General features: G+C 60.2%; 17 protein-coding genes. 9 read left to right on the top strand and 8 right to left on the bottom strand.

The window, feature by feature from the left end; genetic code table 11:
* Nucleotides 1-27: 27 nt before the first annotated feature.
* From rph to ACDC66_RS05435, 6 genes are all read left to right on the top strand, one after another.
* The gene (gene rph / locus ACDC66_RS05460; protein WP_376695675.1) at nucleotides 28-750 is read left to right on the top strand and encodes a ribonuclease PH; all 723 of its coding nucleotides are present in this window, start codon (nucleotides 28-30) and stop codon (nucleotides 748-750) included.
* A complete protein-coding gene (gene rdgB / locus ACDC66_RS05455; RefSeq protein WP_376695674.1) occupies nucleotides 740-1339 on the top strand; it encodes an RdgB/HAM1 family non-canonical purine NTP pyrophosphatase in 600 nt (199 codons plus the stop codon). The genes rph and rdgB overlap by 11 nt, the downstream gene beginning before the upstream one ends.
* Nucleotides 1340-1452: 113 nt before the next feature.
* The gene (locus tag ACDC66_RS05450; protein WP_376695673.1) at nucleotides 1453-1677 is read left to right on the top strand and encodes an addiction module protein; all 225 of its coding nucleotides are present in this window, start codon (nucleotides 1453-1455) and stop codon (nucleotides 1675-1677) included.
* Complete coding sequence (locus tag ACDC66_RS05445; protein ID WP_376695672.1) at nucleotides 1674-1964, top strand: type II toxin-antitoxin system RelE/ParE family toxin; 291 nt, start codon at nucleotides 1674-1676, stop codon at nucleotides 1962-1964. Before ACDC66_RS05450 ends, ACDC66_RS05445 begins: the two co-directional genes overlap by 4 nt.
* Before the next feature lie 39 nt (nucleotides 1965-2003).
* Nucleotides 2004-3170 carry a radical SAM family heme chaperone HemW gene (gene hemW / locus ACDC66_RS05440; protein ID WP_376695671.1) on the top strand — a complete coding sequence of 389 codons (1167 nt, stop codon included), beginning with the start codon at nucleotides 2004-2006 and terminating at the stop codon, nucleotides 3168-3170.
* Nucleotides 3171-3256: 86 nt separating this feature from the next.
* Nucleotides 3257-4621: an MFS transporter gene (locus tag ACDC66_RS05435; protein ID WP_376695670.1), complete on the top strand. Its 1365-nt coding sequence runs from the start codon at nucleotides 3257-3259 to the stop codon at nucleotides 4619-4621.
* 63 nt (nucleotides 4622-4684) lie between these two features.
* Here the strand turns inward: ACDC66_RS05435 and ACDC66_RS05430 are convergent, their stop codons facing one another.
* A complete protein-coding gene (locus tag ACDC66_RS05430) occupies nucleotides 4685-5392 on the bottom strand; it encodes a sensor histidine kinase (RefSeq protein ID WP_376695669.1) in 708 nt (235 codons plus the stop codon).
* On the opposite strand from ACDC66_RS05430, the gene ACDC66_RS05425 reads away from it, so the two are divergent.
* On the top strand, nucleotides 5378-5728 hold the full coding sequence (locus ACDC66_RS05425) for a hypothetical protein (protein WP_376695668.1): 351 nt from the start codon (nucleotides 5378-5380) through the stop codon (nucleotides 5726-5728). The genes ACDC66_RS05430 and ACDC66_RS05425 overlap by 15 nt on opposite strands.
* Nucleotides 5729-5763: 35 nt before the next feature.
* On the opposite strand, the gene ACDC66_RS05420 is transcribed toward ACDC66_RS05425, so the two are convergent.
* From ACDC66_RS05420 to ACDC66_RS05400, 5 genes are read right to left on the bottom strand one after another with little or no spacing between them, the layout of a single operon-like run.
* A complete protein-coding gene (locus ACDC66_RS05420; RefSeq protein ID WP_376695667.1) occupies nucleotides 5764-7848 on the bottom strand; it encodes a pilus assembly PilX family protein in 2085 nt (694 codons plus the stop codon).
* A 33-nt stretch (nucleotides 7849-7881) separates the two neighbouring features.
* Nucleotides 7882-8592, bottom strand: a complete 711-nt coding sequence (locus tag ACDC66_RS05415; protein WP_376695898.1) for a PilW family protein — start codon at nucleotides 8590-8592, stop codon at nucleotides 7882-7884.
* 34 nt (nucleotides 8593-8626) lie between these two features.
* A complete protein-coding gene (locus tag ACDC66_RS05410) occupies nucleotides 8627-9169 on the bottom strand; it encodes a type IV pilus modification PilV family protein (RefSeq protein WP_376695666.1) in 543 nt (180 codons plus the stop codon).
* Between the two features lie 11 nt (nucleotides 9170-9180).
* The gene (locus tag ACDC66_RS05405) at nucleotides 9181-9684 is read right to left on the bottom strand and encodes a GspH/FimT family pseudopilin (protein ID WP_376695665.1); all 504 of its coding nucleotides are present in this window, start codon (nucleotides 9682-9684) and stop codon (nucleotides 9181-9183) included.
* Nucleotides 9685-9686: 2 nt separating this feature from the next.
* Nucleotides 9687-10082, bottom strand: coding sequence for a type IV pilin protein (locus ACDC66_RS05400; RefSeq protein ID WP_376695664.1), 396 nt, complete (start codon nucleotides 10080-10082; stop codon nucleotides 9687-9689).
* Between the two features lie 315 nt (nucleotides 10083-10397).
* Here ACDC66_RS05400 and ACDC66_RS05395 point away from each other — a divergent pair, with 315 nt between their 5' ends.
* Nucleotides 10398-11537, top strand: a complete 1140-nt coding sequence (locus ACDC66_RS05395) for an ATP-binding protein (RefSeq protein ID WP_376695663.1) — start codon at nucleotides 10398-10400, stop codon at nucleotides 11535-11537.
* A gap of 9 nt (nucleotides 11538-11546) precedes the next feature.
* Here the strand turns inward: ACDC66_RS05395 and ACDC66_RS05390 are convergent, their stop codons facing one another.
* Nucleotides 11547-11798, bottom strand: coding sequence for a type B 50S ribosomal protein L31 (locus ACDC66_RS05390; RefSeq protein WP_116898216.1), 252 nt, complete (start codon nucleotides 11796-11798; stop codon nucleotides 11547-11549).
* Nucleotides 11799-11986: 188 nt separating this feature from the next.
* Here ACDC66_RS05390 and ACDC66_RS05385 point away from each other — a divergent pair, with 188 nt between their 5' ends.
* Nucleotides 11987-12184: a hypothetical protein gene (locus tag ACDC66_RS05385; RefSeq protein WP_376695662.1), complete on the top strand. Its 198-nt coding sequence runs from the start codon at nucleotides 11987-11989 to the stop codon at nucleotides 12182-12184.
* A 60-nt stretch (nucleotides 12185-12244) separates the two neighbouring features.
* Here the strand turns inward: ACDC66_RS05385 and ACDC66_RS05380 are convergent, their stop codons facing one another.
* A complete protein-coding gene (locus ACDC66_RS05380) occupies nucleotides 12245-14404 on the bottom strand; it encodes a primosomal protein N' (protein WP_376695661.1) in 2160 nt (719 codons plus the stop codon).
* Nucleotides 14405-14420: the final 16 nt, after the last annotated feature.

The following is a 14420-nucleotide window of genomic DNA, read 5'->3' as shown; positions in this document are numbered from 1 at the left end:
ACCTCCCAGAGAAAGGATTTCCCCGTTTTGACCCGACCTTCCGGACGCCAGAACGACGAGCTTCGTGCCGTCTCGATCGAACGCCACTTCACGCTTCACGCCGAAGGCTCGGTGCTGATCGCCTGCGGCGACACCAAGGTGCTTTGCAACGCCAGCGTCGAAGACCGTGTGCCGCCATGGCTCAGGGGCAAGGGCCGGGGCTGGGTGACCGCCGAATACGGCATGCTGCCGCGGGCGACCGGCACGCGCAACATGCGCGAGGCCACGCGCGGCAAGCAGGGCGGACGCACGCTCGAAATCCAGCGCCTGATCGGCCGTAGCCTGCGCGCGGTCATCGACCTCGAAGCCCTGGGCGAGCGTACCGTCACGCTCGATTGCGACGTGCTGCAGGCCGACGGCGGCACCCGGACCGCTTCGATCACCGGCGCCTATGTCGCCCTGGTCGACGCCATGGATGCCCTGTTCGACAGCGGCAAGGTCAAGCGCAACCCCATCCACGGCCGGGTTGCGGCGGTGTCGGTGGGCATGCTCGGGTCCGACGCCGTACTCGATCTCGACTACAAGGAAGATTCCACCGCCGACACCGACCTCAACGTGGTCATGAACGACGGTGGCGGCTTTATCGAAATCCAGGGTACGGCCGAGGGTCACGCCTTCCGCCGCGACGAACTCGACGCCATGCTGTCTCTGGCCGACAAGGGCGTTGGCGAACTCATCGCCGCCCAGGAATCCGCGCTCAATGGCGCTTGAGGGCGGCAAGCTGGTCCTGGCCAGCGGCAACAAGGGCAAGCTCAGGGAGCTGGCCCACATGCTCGAGCCGCTGCATATCGAAGTGCTTTCGCAGGCGGAATTCAACGTCGACGCGGTCGAGGAAACGGGCAGCACCTTCGTCGAGAACGCGCTGCTGAAGGCGCGCGAAGCCGCACGGGTCTCCGGCCTGCCGGCGCTGGGCGACGACTCCGGCCTCGTGGTCGACGCGCTCGACGGCCGCCCCGGCATTCATTCGGCACGTTTTGCCGGCGCCAATGCCGATGATGCCGACAACAATGAAAAGCTGCTGCGCGAGCTCGCCGACCTGCCGATGGAGCGCCGCACCGCGCACTTCCACTGCTGCCTGGTATTGCTGCGCCACGAGTCCGACCCGGTGCCGATCATTGCCGAGGGCAGCTGGCACGGCCATATCCTGGAAGCCCCGCGCGGCGAGGGCGGCTTCGGCTACGACCCGCTGTTCCACGACCGCGAAATCGGCGCAACCGCCGCCGAACTGCCGATGGAAGAAAAGGCCCGAACCAGCCATCGCGGCGCAGCGCTGGCCAATTTGATGGATCGGTTGAGGTAGAACTGAAAAAGCACCAAATCCCAAGCATCAATTTGCAAACAAATTCGAATGTTCGAATGACCCTAAATGTAGAATATTAGTACACAACACCCCTTGGAACGCTGGGTAATGAGATGAGAATCAAGGATTTGATTAGCGAAGCAGAATCCCTGCCGGTTGAAGAGCGGGCGAGGGTTATTGATTCACTATTGCGCAGCATGAATCCTCCGGAATCGGAGGTCGACACAAAGTGGGCGGATATTGCGCGTGAGCGCTTGGACGACATTCGCTCCGGTGCCGTCAGTTCCATTCCAGGCGAAGAAGTATTCAATAGGGTACGGGAAAGGCTTGAGAAGTGAGCTTTCGGTTTCATCCGGACGCAGAGACTGAGCTGTCCGAAGCCGTTCAATACTACGAGGATATCGAGCCGGGCTTGGGGCAAGACTTTGCAATTGAAGCGTACTCTGCAATCCAGCGTGCCGTAGCCCACCCAAAGGCGTGGACCATTCTGGAAGGGGAGATTCGGCGCTCGTTGGTTCGGCGATTTCCTTACGGAATCCTATACACTGAGAATAACGGAGGCATTCTGGTTATTGCAGTCATGCATCTGCATCGCATCCCCGCCTACTGGAAAAAGCGGCTTTAAAGCCGGCCTGAGCAGATGCTCTCCACGCCACCCCTATCTTTGTACATCCACCTACCCTGGTGCGTGGCCAAGTGCCCGTATTGCGACTTCAACTCGCATGCGCTCGACGGCGAATTGCCGGAGGATCGTTACGTGGATGCGCTGCTGGCCGACCTGGAAGTCGACCTGCCGCGGGTGTGGGGACGGCCGGTGGTCAGCGTGTTTCTCGGCGGCGGCACGCCCAGCCTGTTTTCGGCCGCAGCGATTGACCGGCTGCTGGCCGGCGTGCGCGCCCGGCTCCAGCTGGCGCCCGGGGCCGAGATCACGATGGAAGCCAACCCCGGCACGGTCGAGCACGACCGTTTCGAGGCCTACCGAGCCGCCGGCATCAACCGCATCAGCCTCGGCATCCAGAGCTTTAATGACACCCAGCTGAAGACCCTGGGCCGGATCCATTCCAGTGCGGAGGCCGAGCACGCCATCGAAGCCGTCAAGTCCGCCGGTTTCGAGCGCTTCAACCTCGACCTGATGTGGGCCCTGCCGGGGCAAAGCGTTGAAGGCGCCTTGAACGATGTCGAGCGTGCGCTGGGCTTCGGCCCGCGCCACCTATCGCACTACCAGCTCACCCTCGAGCCCAACACGGTCTTTGCCAAGCACCCGCCCTCACTGCCGGACGAAGACACGGTCATCGCCATCCAGGAGACCTGCGGGGAACGGCTGGAAGGCGCCGGGCTTCATGCCTACGAAATCTCGGCCTGGGCCGAGCCGGGCCAGGAGAGCATCCACAACCTCAACTACTGGCGCTTTGGCGACTACCTGGGCATCGGCGCGGGCGCCCACGGCAAGATCACCCTGCCGGCCGAAGACCGCATCCTGCGTACACGCCGCAAGTCGCATCCGAGGCCCTACCTCAAGGCATTGGAAGACGGCAGTTTCATTGCCGAAGAGAAATCGATCGCCGAATCAGAGCTGGCTTTCGAGTACTTCCTCAATCGCTTCCGCCTGGACGAGCCCGTGACGATGGCCGAGTTCGAGGATCGCACCGGGCTCGATGCCGGCGCGGTTGAGGGTGCAATGGGGCGGGCCGTTGAATTGGGCCTGGTCGAAATCTCCGGCGCCGGACGTCGAAACGCCGATCCCGGTCCCAACGTCGATCGCTCGGCTGTCGTTCGGCGCACGCAACGCGGCCACCAGTTCCTGAACGACCTGCAGGCCTACTTCCTTTAGGAAGCCGCTGAGAACTACTGCGCGGGCGCCCTGTCAGAGCGCGTTCTGTCTGACATAATCGGCGGCGAAACCGGAGATCTTGCGGCATGCGCAGTATCATCGCCATCTTCACACTGCTGTTCGGCATCGGCCTGATGCTGGCCGGCAACGGCCTGATCGGCACCCTGCTGGGCGTTCGCGGCGGCATCGAGGGCTTCTCCACTTCCGTCCTCGGGATGATCATGGCCGGCTATTTCAGCGGCTTCGTCGCCGGCACCTTCATCGTCCCGCGCCTGATTCGCGGCGCCGGCTACGTGCGCACCTTCGCTGCCCTGGCGTCGATCTGCTCGGTGACCGTTTTGCTGCACGGCCTGTACCCGGATCCGCTGATCTGGTTCATCGCTCGGGCGGCGGCCGGCGTTTGCATCGTCGGCATCTACATCATCATCGAGAGCTGGCTCAACGAGCAGACGACCAACGAGCAGCGCGGACATATCTTTTCGGCCTACATGACCACGACGTTTGTCGGCCTGGGCATCGGCCAGCTGCTGCTACAGACCGGCGACGTCAACACGCTGCAGCTGTTTGCCCTGGGTTCGGTTCTGATGTCGGTCGGCCTGGTGCCGGTGGCTTTCACCCGGGTCCAGGAACCGCCGCTGGTCGAGGCGCACCGGCTCGGGCTTCGCAGGCTTTACGAGGCCTCGCCGCTGGGCGTGGTCGGCGCCCTGTTTTCGGGCGTCGGCACCGGGGCCTTCTGGGGTCTCGCGCCGGTCATGGCCGCGGGCATCGGCCTGGATCCGGCGGGCATCTCAGGTTTCATGGCCCTGAGCATCTTCGGCGGGGCGCTCGTGATGTGGCCCATAGGCAGCCTCTCCGACCGTCTCGACCGGCGGAAGGTGCTGGCCTGGGTCTGCCTGATGACCGGCTTTGCCGCGCTGGGTGCACTGTGGCTGATCAACTGGGACGCGCGTCTGATCCTGCTCGCCGGATTCCTCTACGGGGCGACGGGCTTCAGCATGTACTCGCTGTCGGCCGCGCATACCAATGACCATATCGGGACCGAACACATGCTCGAGGCCACCTCGAGCCTGCAGTTGCTCTATGGCAGCGGTGCCATCATCGGCCCGCTCTCGGCGGGGTTCTTGATGCAGTGGCTCGGCCCACCGGTTCTGCTCGCCTTCATAGGCGTCGCCGCGCTGGTCCCGGCCGGATTCGCCCGCTGGCGCATGTGGGTACGCCCGCCCGTGCCTCTGGACGACCAGAGCGGCTGGGTACCGCAGTTCGCCACCTCCCCGGCGGCGCTGGAGATGCATCCGGAACAGGAAGTCGAATCAGAAACGGCCGAGGAGGATATCGAAGCAGGGCCCCGGGACGACGCAATCTCAGGATTGGTGCCTTCCGACGTGGATGCCAAAGCAGACTATCGGCAACATCAGGAGACCAAAGCCTCGAAGCGCGGGCAGGACAACTAGACAAGACTGTCGTCCCGGAAACACCGAAGTTGTTATCCGGGACCCCGCGACACCAAGCTCCACCTAATCCAACGGCAACACGAGTTCCACGCAGAAGGTATTGCCGTCCCGGCGCGTTCGCAGGTGGGCGCCCTCTTCCCAGGCCAATTCGAGGCGCTGGCGGATGTTCTCCAGGGCCGTTCGATTACCCGGCGCGGACGCCGATTCCTCGGCGGGCACCGGGTTTTCGATAACGAATCGCAGCCGCTTCCTGCTTGACAGCTCGCCGCGTATCGAAAGCGTGCCCCCGCCGGGCAGGCGCGAGATACCGTGCACGATGGCGTTCTCGACCAGCGGCTGGATCAGCAAGGCCGGTAGTTCATGGTCCAACGGCAAGTCATCGGCCAGATCCCAGTCCACGTTCAGGCGCTCACCCAGGCGCAAGGCCTCCAGGCGGAGGTAACCGCGCACCAGTTCGAGCTCGTCGGCCAGCGACTGTGTCGCCCCCGAGCGCAGGCCGGTCCTCAGCAAATCCGATAAATCGAGCGTCGCCTGCTCGGCCTGGTCGGGCTTGTCGTGGACCAGACTGGCAATAGTGTTGAGCGAATTGAACAGGAAATGCGGCCGGATGCTGGCCTGCAGCGCGTCCAGGCGGGCCCGCGATTCCGCCACGACCTGTTTTTGCCAACGATCCTGGAGCGCCAGGTAGCGCGATACGGCAAAGCCGCCGACCAGGGCGAACAGCATGTTGCGCACCAGGAAGAAGAAGGGGTTGTCATGCGCCACCAGCATCAAGGACGAGAGCCAGGGCTCGGCCCCAATGACAACGGCAGAAGTAATTGCAACGACGAACAGTACAACCAAGAAGAAAACGGTCGCTTCGGTGAGAGCAACGCGTTCAGACAGGTGGCTGACCAAGAAACAATGCAGCGCAACCACCACAACACCCACCCAGACGATGAACACAGCGTTCAGCCCGAACGCCGGCCAGAAGTCCGCAAAGGTGTGGATCTCGATCAGGCTCAAACAAAGCGCAAGAAGCACGCTCGCGAGCAGAAAAACCAGCAGTCCCGAAGCCGAATCACAAAACCGGCTGCGCGCGATGCGCAGCCGGTTAAGCTTGGATGACGACACAGCAAGCAAGTAGTGCCATGGTTACCGAATCAGGAGCTGGGAGAGGGGAGCGCAGCACAACCTTCAAAGTCTGAACCAGTATCTCGCCAACCCAGGTTCTCACGCCAGCCGCCAATCACCATATCCGTCTCGCTGTTAATGCCCATGCAATCACACTTGGGAACCCACATGTGCCAAGCAAACTGATTCCCGAAATCACCATCCAAATCTTCTATATCCGCGTTGTACTCGATATTCTCCTCAGGATGATTGCAGTAATCATCATCAAAGTGACTAGGGTTCTCGTAATAGTCATCGTTTGAATCCGCCGGGAGGCTACTTTGCTTCTTACTTGCGCACATTAACTCATGCCTCATTTTCAACAGTCTGCGGCAATCATATACAAAGGATTGATTGCCACCACCATTCCAGCTGAGGTCAGTAGCCTCGAGATTGAAAGGAAAGTCCGACCCCGGCTCCCACAGCCATTTATTGGGATCAAAGCCGTAGGAATCCGGCGGCCAATTATCGGTCAGCACAAAGTCCGGAATCAGCCTACCAAAGCGATCCCGCGGCAGATCTTCGGTTGATGACAGTTGCATCACGGGCCCACTCGCGTCAGAGAATATAAAGTCATCGCCAATCGCAGAAAGAGTCAGATCTACTTCGTCACCGCTTGAGTAATAAAAAAATCGGTGCTTGTCGGCCACGGCGTCATAATAGTGAATCAACTCGGTTCCGTCGTCAGCACGCAAAACAGGCCTCTCAGGAACATACTTTTCGGATATGGACGACCCGGCCATTTGATCGTTGGGTTCTGCGCGCCTTACTTCTTGCCCTCCGCCGAAGTCGTCAGTGCGATACATCTTCACCATGTCATCAAACTCTGCTGACGGATCGGACTCCTTTGCCACTGGATATATAAGTGTTTCACGATCCAGCAAATCGGCGGCAACAGCCTCGCTCGATGCTGAATCAGGAGCTAAGTTGGTTGCGACTACGCTACCCTCGGGTGCGCCACCAGATCCACCACCACCAACATCGAACCCGCCACCAAGGGATACAAGCAGACCTTTGAAATCAGGTGTACCTTTCCATTCCAAAGTGCCACGCACGATTAAGATGCCGTGCCCGCCCTCTTTCGTATTACCGGAGACGGTTAGGTCGCCATCTACGTAGGTGATTGCCGGATTGCCCTCCGACCCAAATTGTGGCTTGCCGGGCAGGCTTCCAACATCGCTCTCTGACCAGTAACCACTGTCATCAGAAGTTTCCGATTGATCCGGCAGGCCAAGCTTCAGCCAGAATATGAACTGCGCAAGATTAAGCGGATCATCCCAAGGCGGGGGCATATTCCCGTGAGTGATTCCCCCTTCCAGGTTGTCGAGGACTTGCTTTTTCAATGGATCCCTGAGCGTTGCAGCATCTGTGGGGCTCTGCGTTACAACAGCAGGACCGCACATTCCGTCCATTGAGAGAGCGCCCGACGTTGGCTCATTAAAGTCGCCCACAGGGCCCGGCAGACAGAAAGCGCATGTCGGATCGGCAGGAGCTGCTTCAGCAACCTGCACTTCAATTTCTCTAGTGGAAATTACTTCCCCATCCCCACTCAAGGCTTCGCCTTGGTTGAGAACGAAAAGCTTGGACGGATTTTCAATCCAAGTGTCCACCACGTTACCGTCCTCATCGAGAACGTCTGATTCAGCCCAATTCTGGCAACAGTACATCCGCTGCTTCAGTTGCGTTCCGTCATCAGTTGTCGCAATTGTGGCAAAATCACCATTTGCGGGATATTGCCAGACGAGGTTGTCCGTCAGGGCATCGTCAGTATTTACGCTGTGAGCATAGCCGCAAAGGATATCGTAATCGTCGTGTTGAGCGTCCGTGTCCGGCCAGAAACTGTCGTCATTAAGTATGTCATCTGCATTGTCATAAAATAGATCAAGTGAGCGGCCGACACCTTCAGACGCAGCTTCAAAGGATTCAGCTTGCGTGCGAGCATTGCCCGACATCCTTTCCTGCATGATGGTGCCGTTCATGGCGGCAACGCCAATAACGGTCAGCACAAGAAGGATCAGCAAACTGAGAATCAGCGCAACGCCCGATTGATTATTGCAAGCAACGCGTCTATTCATTTTTTTACTCTCCATATGCGGCATTCCGCCCCACTAGCTTCCAGTGGTCGCAAAAATTCTGTCCATGGCCGAATTTCTGAATGTGGCAACGAGTTCGACGAAACGCTCCTCCAGATCACCGGAAGAACCTCGAAGACCCTCAAATGTCATCCCTATGATCACGCCAATGCATCGATCATCAGGAGGAACTATGTCGAGTTCCCGGCAAACGTCGTCACCGACTACAGCACCGTCGCCTTTTATAAGACGAAAATTCAAGCCCGTAACGCCGGCTATAAGCGCCTGGCTGTCTACGTCGGTTCTGGTGCCGTCTTCGTCAACGTATGCGCCTTCGCACATCAACTCATCAGTATTGGCATCGACGTAATAGCGGTTCTCAACGGCGTAATATCTTCTTGTATCGCTAGTTTCGGAGAAAGGGTCCGAGCAATGCCCTCTACCGGCATAGCGAATTGTGAGCTCAGTTCCATCATCCGAGACCACGGCCATTGGATCACTGATCTCGTCAGCATTACCAATGGTCAGGGTCATTTCATCACGAAAACCCGCATTTCGAACATCACGTACAAGGTAGTCGCTGGCAAACCGCACATTTTCCTGTAGTCGCGACAACCTATCGACATCTTCGTATGTCGATTTCGTGGACGCGTACATCAGAATTACGCCGCCAAGCAGGAACAACGACAAAACCATCGCAACCATTAGTTCGATTAGCGTAAACCCCTTACAAGGGGATGGGAGCATTGAGCGTCTTGAGATCATTGGCATCAGCCTCGCCCTACAAGTAAGTTGGCCGGCAAACCATCACGACCCTTCCTTCAAATGTTTCTTTATCGGAGTCCAGCTCGAACCGGGCTTCTGTCCAGGTAAATGAAAAATCAATCTCCTGGTAGTCAAGTGGCTTCTCAGTCGTTCCGGCCGCTGTACTACTTACACTGAATTCATCTTCCTGCACCGCCAGTTCAGGTGGCGCAAATCTAATGGCATCGGTCCAACCACCATCACCAAGAGCGGACTTGTTCCAGTCCTCGACCAACTCTTTCGCAACGGCCTCCACAACATCACTTGTTAAACAGCCGTCAGTATCCAGGTCCGTTGTTGCAGGATCACCGACTGCCAGGGTAATCCGTTGCCACAGGCGCTCTTCCAAATCCAGGGTGAGCGCAGATGCTGCGGAGTAGTAGGATGCGGAGTGAACGTTCTTCAGAGACGTCATCATCAGCGCGCCAAGACCTACAAGGCCAATGGATAAAACCAACAATGCGACCAACGCTTCTATCAGAGTCAAACCGCTTTGACGGTGAAATTTCTTGATCATCATTTGGACTCTCATTATCCCGAGCAAGATGCATCACTGGTAGAGAGCTGCCCGGTGGGCAATATATCGATCTCTCTTCGCTGGCGATCACCGCTACAATTCGTGTGTTCAAGCACAAGGTTTTTTGCCCCAAATGGCTGGAGGTAACCACGACTGTTAAACGAAACGGAAGACGCGCCACTGAGCAAAACGTCGTTGTAGCTTGCGCAACGCAGCACACCAACCGTGCATTCTTCTGAGTCCTCGGTGCTGTCCGGGCTTCTCACTTCAGCGCTCCAACCATCGGCGCTGGAGACCAGGTCTATGTTGATGCTCTTGTTTCTTCGAATGGCTTCGCTGCGAGCAAAGTTGATCAACGCCACGAGCTCGTTGGTCTGCCCTGTTACCTCATTATTACGGATTAAATTGGACAGCGAGGGAACAGCGATGGTTAACAAGATAGCGGCAACTGCGATCGCGACTATCAACTCGATCAGCGTAAAGCCTGGCTCTTTGTTTGTGGGTCGTTGGCAGCTCATTTTCAGTTACCCCAGCACCGATCAGTATCAGAACCAGCGTCACCTTTATTCCCCTCGTCGTCGAGAGTGAAGGGACTGCAGTCGTCTCCGCTTTGAGGGCCACCCGACTTTGCAGTGGCTGTTAGCGTGTAGGAGGTGGAATCAGCCTCAACTTTGATGTCGTAATACTCTTCCGAAGAATCAAATGTGCCACTTGGACAATCGGCGTGATTGTAGCTGCTAGTTCGAGTGAAGCAGCGCTCCAACTGCTGAGCCGTTGTCGTCAATCCGGTTACGGCATCCGAACGCCGAGTCTTCTCAATATAGTTCTGGTAAGAAGGTATGGCGATGGCCACGATAATCGCCAGGACGGCGATGGTGATCATCAGCTCGATTAATGTGAATCCGCGCTCTGTCATTGCATGACTGCCTTTTGGTGTTCTCCCTGCCCGGATTATGGCGGATCAGGGGCGGTGACGCCAATCGGCCGCGAATCCGGGTTACAGGAATTTAACAGTCTAGGGAGGGCGCGGGGCTGCGCAAGCACTTGCCGATGGGCGGCAGCCTGCGTGGGACGAGCGGTGTTTCGGGGCGGGAAATACGGGCGAGCGCTGCTTGAAGCGGTCGACGCGGCCCGTCACCGGTTATAGAACCGGTCAATTCACCATGAAAAGCCTAAGTAGCCCTGACGATTTTCATGGTATAGTGTCGCCATGATTGAAAGAAGCCAGGTTATGGGGTCGATTGAGCGTGCGCTCGAGCGCAGTCGGGTCGTCATCTTGACCGGGCCTCGGCAATGCGGGAAGACGACGCTGGCCCGTCAGCTTGTCGATGAGAATTCGATCAACTACTTCGATCTGGAAGACCCGGTCAGCCTGGCGCGCCTGGATGAGCCGATGACCGCGCTGCAACCCCTCGAGGGTCTAGTCGTTATCGATGAAATCCAGCATCGGCCGGAGTTGTTCCCCACGCTCCGGGTGCTGGCCGACCGGAGTGACAACCCTGCCCGCTTCCTGATTTTGGGAAGCGCCTCTGGCGATTTGTTGCGTCAAAGTTCGGAGAGTCTCGCCGGCCGGGTAGAGCGCATTCCCGTTGGCGGCTTGTCGCTACAGGAACTGGGCAACGGCGCTGAACAGCGTCTATGGATGCGGGGCGGGTTTCCGATGTCTTTTCTAGCGGAAAACGACAGCGATAGCCTTGCCTGGCGCAAGCAGTTTATCCAGACCTTGCTGGAGCGGGATTTTCCGCAATGGGGCGTGAGAGTATCGACCACGGCACTACGACGATTCTGGAGCATGCTCGCGCATTACCATGGACAGACTTGGAATGCCGCCGAGCCGGCTCGCGCAATGGGGGTTTCGACAAACACCGCGAGGCATTATCTGGATCTGCTGACTGACGCGTTGATGGTCAGGCAACTACAGCCTTATCACGCCAATATCCGAAAGCGCCAGGTCAAGTCCCCAAAAATCTATGTGCGCGACAGCGGGCTATGCCATCAGTTACTGGGTATTGATTCGGACAAGGCACTCCTGGAACACCCCAAGATCGGGGCTTCCTGGGAGGGCTTCGTAATAGAGCAAACGCTGCTGACCGAACCGCATGACGAGGCCTGGTTCTGGGCTACGCACCAGGGCGCCGAGATCGACTTGATTCTAAGACGCGGTCAGTCGCTTTACGGTATCGAATGCAAGCGAGCCGACGCGCCCCGCATGACGCCTTCGATCCGCAATGCGCTTGAAAATCTTGGGCTGAAAAGCGTGTCCGTGGTCTATCCGGGCAGACGCAGGTATCCGATTGCCGACGGGGTGGAAGCCGTTCCGCTTACCGAGTTGGCAAGCGGTAACGGAATCATCCGGGAGGAACGCAAGTAACGGCGAAACTTACTTCTTGCCCTTGCCGTAACGCTGCTTGAAGCGGTCGACGCGGCCGCCGGAATCCATGATCTTGTGCTTGCCGGTGTAGAAGGGGTGCGACTTGCTCGAGACTTCCACCTTGACCAGCGGGTACTCGTTGCCGTCTTCCCACTTGATGGTTTCCTGAGTCTTGACGGTCGAGCGGGTCTTGAACATCAGGTCGCTGGAGAGGTCCTGGAATACCACTTCGCGGTATTCGGGATGAATTTCGGGTTTCATGGCACTCGATTCCTGGGTCGGTCTTGACGAAAATAGCCGGGTATTTTCATCCATGGGGGCGTTTTTTGCAAGCCGGGCGCGCAACCGGTCGCAGACGCCGCCGCACGGCATGGCTGGACGGAACCGTGAACAAGATGTATTGTCAATAGTAATTGAGTGATTCCCTGACCCGTTACGGGAGGTTCACCATGACAAAGCGATACGTTGTAGCCCTACTGGCGTCCCTGCTCCTGGCCGCATGCGCGAGCACGCCCAGTTCCAGGTCCCCCACTGAAATCGATCTCGAGTACGTCAACGCCGTTGAAAGGCACGCAGGCCATGCCGGCGTCGATGTGCAGTGGGTCAACCCGCCGACGCGCAAGCGCGACACCGACGACCAGGGCTGACAGCCCGCCCGGTCTCGACGGCTCCTTCCGCCCCGCCCGGGGCGGAGGAGTTCTTTTGAATTACAGATCCAGCGGATCGACATCCACGTGCCAGCGAACCCGGCGCGCGCCTGGTAGATCGTGCAGCGCGGCCAGATTCGCGCTCAGACGGTTGGCCAGCGCCGCCCTGCTTGACGCCTGAATCCATAACTGGAAGCGCCAATAGCCGCCGCGACGGGCCAGGATGGCCGGCAGCGGCCCGATGATCTCGATCTCCCCGCCCGTAAGCAACCTGGATGCTTCGATCAAAAAACGCCTTGCCGGCTCGGCCTGGTGGGCCTCGGCCCTGAGCATGGCCAACGCGCTGGCGGGCGGCAGTTGCGCCTGCACGCGCTCTTCCAGCAGCGGCCGGGCGTAGGCCAGGTAGTCGCCGCGCCCCAGCGATTCCAGCAAGGGATGCTCCGGGTGGCGCGTGAGCAACATGAATTCCCCCGCCCGGTCGCCGCGCCCGGCTCTTCCAGCCACCTGGGCGACAGCCTGCCCGAGCCGCTCGGGGGAGCGGAAATCCGCGCTGAACAGCGACTGGTCGACATCCAGAACGGCGGCGAGCGTGACGCCGGGCAGATGGTGGCCCTTGGCCAGCATCTGCGTGCCCACCAGGACGCACGGCTCGCCCTTGCGCACCTGCTCGAGCAGCTCGTGGAACTCGTGCTTGCCGCTCATCGCGTCGCGATCGACCCGGTGGACCGGCACCTCAGGAAACAGCTCTTCCACCTGTGATTCCAGGCGTTCGGTGCCGGCGCCCAGTGCCACCAGCTCGGGCGATTCGCACTCCGGGCAGCGCCGGGGCTCGGGCCGCTGGCTGCCGCAGTGATGGCACTGCAGGCTGCCGCGGCCCTGGTGGTAGGTCAGATGCGCGCTGCAGCGTTCGCAGTCGGCCTGCCAGCCGCATTCGGTACACATCAGCACCGGCGCATAGCCCCGGCGATTGCGATACAGCAGCACCTGGCCGCCTTCGCCCAGGTGGCGGCGCATGGCCTCGGCCAGCTCCGGCGCCAGGCTGGCGCGCGAGCCACGCTGGTCGACGATGCGCCAGCGCGGCTGCCGGGCGGTGCCGGCGCGACGCGCCAGGCGCAGCATCCGGTAGCGGCCCTGGTCGACGTTGTGGAGGCTCTCCAGCGAAGGCGTGGCCGTGCCGAGCATCACCGGAATGCCGGCCGAGCGCGCGCGCAGCACCGCCACGTCGCGGCCGTGATAGCGAGCGCCCTCGCCCTGCTTGAACGAGCCATCGTGTTCTTCGTCGACCACGATCAGGCCGGGCCGGGCCAGGGGCAGGAACACCGCCGAGCGGGTCCCCACGATCACGCGCGCCGTACCCGAGCGCGCGGCCCGCCAGCAGGCCAGGCGTTCGCCATCGCTCAGGCCGGAATGGTAGAGATGCGCGGCTTCACCCAGGCGCGATTCGATGCGGCGGACGAGCTGTGGCGTCAGGCCGATTTCCGGGGCCAGGATCAGCACCTGCCGGCCGCTCTCGAGGATGTGGCGCGCCGCCTGAAGATATACTTCGGTCTTGCCGGAGCCGGTCACGCCGGCGAGCAGGAAGGCGCTGAAGCGCCGGCGATGATGCAACACGGCCGCCAGGGCGGCGCGCTGTTCGTCGTTGAGGGTCGGGCCCTCGACCGGTGCGGGCGGCGGGGGCTGATCGAGCGCGCCCAGGTAGCCGGCCCGGGCCATGCGCTGAATGATGTCGCTGCCGGCGCCGCTGCGGGCCATCAGCTCGGCGCGCCCGAGCGGGCCTTCGAGCAGGCAGTGCTGTACTTTCTCCTGCCGGGGGGCGCGCGAGAGGTCGGCCCGGCGGCCTTCGTCGGTGAGTTCCCAGGCCGCGGGCGGCGGCGGGCGGAAGGCCTTGCTGCGCCGGAGAGCCCCTGGCAAGAGCAGGTTGACGGCCTCGCCGGGCGGAAACACGTAGTAGCGGGCGCACCAGTCGATCAGCTCGAGCATGTCGTGGCCGACCAGCGCCTCGTCGAGCACGGCCTCCATGGGGCGCAATCCGGCGCGCGATTGTTCGTCGGGGACACCGTGCTCGAACACCAGTCCGACCAATCGGCGTCGACCAAATGGAACGAGTACGCGGCTACCCGGCGGCGGCAGGGGCTGGTCGGAAACGGGAAGGTAGTCGAACAGGCGCGGCAGCGGCACCGGGACCGCAACACGCGCCACCGTCGAGGGTGACGCGCTCATTCAGGCCGGATATCGG

The organism is Wenzhouxiangella psychrophila, assembly GCF_042310375.1.
GTDB lineage: Bacteria > Pseudomonadota > Gammaproteobacteria > Xanthomonadales > Wenzhouxiangellaceae > Wenzhouxiangella.
This window is presented reverse-complemented; position numbering and strand designations above follow the sequence as displayed.

What these genes read in the sequence shown, in the direction of transcription:
- rdgB (WP_376695674.1), top strand. Translation starts at nt 740, where the DNA reads ATGGCGCTTGAGGGCGGCAAGCTGGTCCTGGCCAGCGGCAACAAGGGC.
- ACDC66_RS05450 (WP_376695673.1), top strand. Translation starts at nt 1,453, where the DNA reads ATGAGAATCAAGGATTTGATTAGCGAAGCAGAATCCCTGCCGGTTGAA.
- ACDC66_RS05435 (WP_376695670.1), top strand. Translation starts at nt 3,257, where the DNA reads ATGCGCAGTATCATCGCCATCTTCACACTGCTGTTCGGCATCGGCCTG.
- ACDC66_RS05425 (WP_376695668.1), top strand. Translation starts at nt 5,378, where the DNA reads ATGCGCCACCAGCATCAAGGACGAGAGCCAGGGCTCGGCCCCAATGAC.
- ACDC66_RS05430 (WP_376695669.1), bottom strand. Translation starts at nt 5,392, where the DNA reads ATGCTGGTGGCGCATGACAACCCCTTCTTCTTCCTGGTGCGCAACATG.
- ACDC66_RS05420 (WP_376695667.1), bottom strand. Translation starts at nt 7,848, where the DNA reads ATGAATAGACGCGTTGCTTGCAATAATCAATCGGGCGTTGCGCTGATT.
- ACDC66_RS05415 (WP_376695898.1), bottom strand. Translation starts at nt 8,592, where the DNA reads ATGCTCCCATCCCCTTGTAAGGGGTTTACGCTAATCGAACTAATGGTT.
- ACDC66_RS05410 (WP_376695666.1), bottom strand. Translation starts at nt 9,169, where the DNA reads ATGATGATCAAGAAATTTCACCGTCAAAGCGGTTTGACTCTGATAGAA.
- ACDC66_RS05405 (WP_376695665.1), bottom strand. Translation starts at nt 9,684, where the DNA reads ATGAGCTGCCAACGACCCACAAACAAAGAGCCAGGCTTTACGCTGATC.
- ACDC66_RS05400 (WP_376695664.1), bottom strand. Translation starts at nt 10,082, where the DNA reads ATGACAGAGCGCGGATTCACATTAATCGAGCTGATGATCACCATCGCC.
- ACDC66_RS05395 (WP_376695663.1), top strand. Translation starts at nt 10,398, where the DNA reads ATGGGGTCGATTGAGCGTGCGCTCGAGCGCAGTCGGGTCGTCATCTTG.
- ACDC66_RS05390 (WP_116898216.1), bottom strand. Translation starts at nt 11,798, where the DNA reads ATGAAACCCGAAATTCATCCCGAATACCGCGAAGTGGTATTCCAGGAC.
- ACDC66_RS05385 (WP_376695662.1), top strand. Translation starts at nt 11,987, where the DNA reads ATGACAAAGCGATACGTTGTAGCCCTACTGGCGTCCCTGCTCCTGGCC.
- ACDC66_RS05380 (WP_376695661.1), bottom strand. Translation starts at nt 14,404, where the DNA reads ATGAGCGCGTCACCCTCGACGGTGGCGCGTGTTGCGGTCCCGGTGCCG.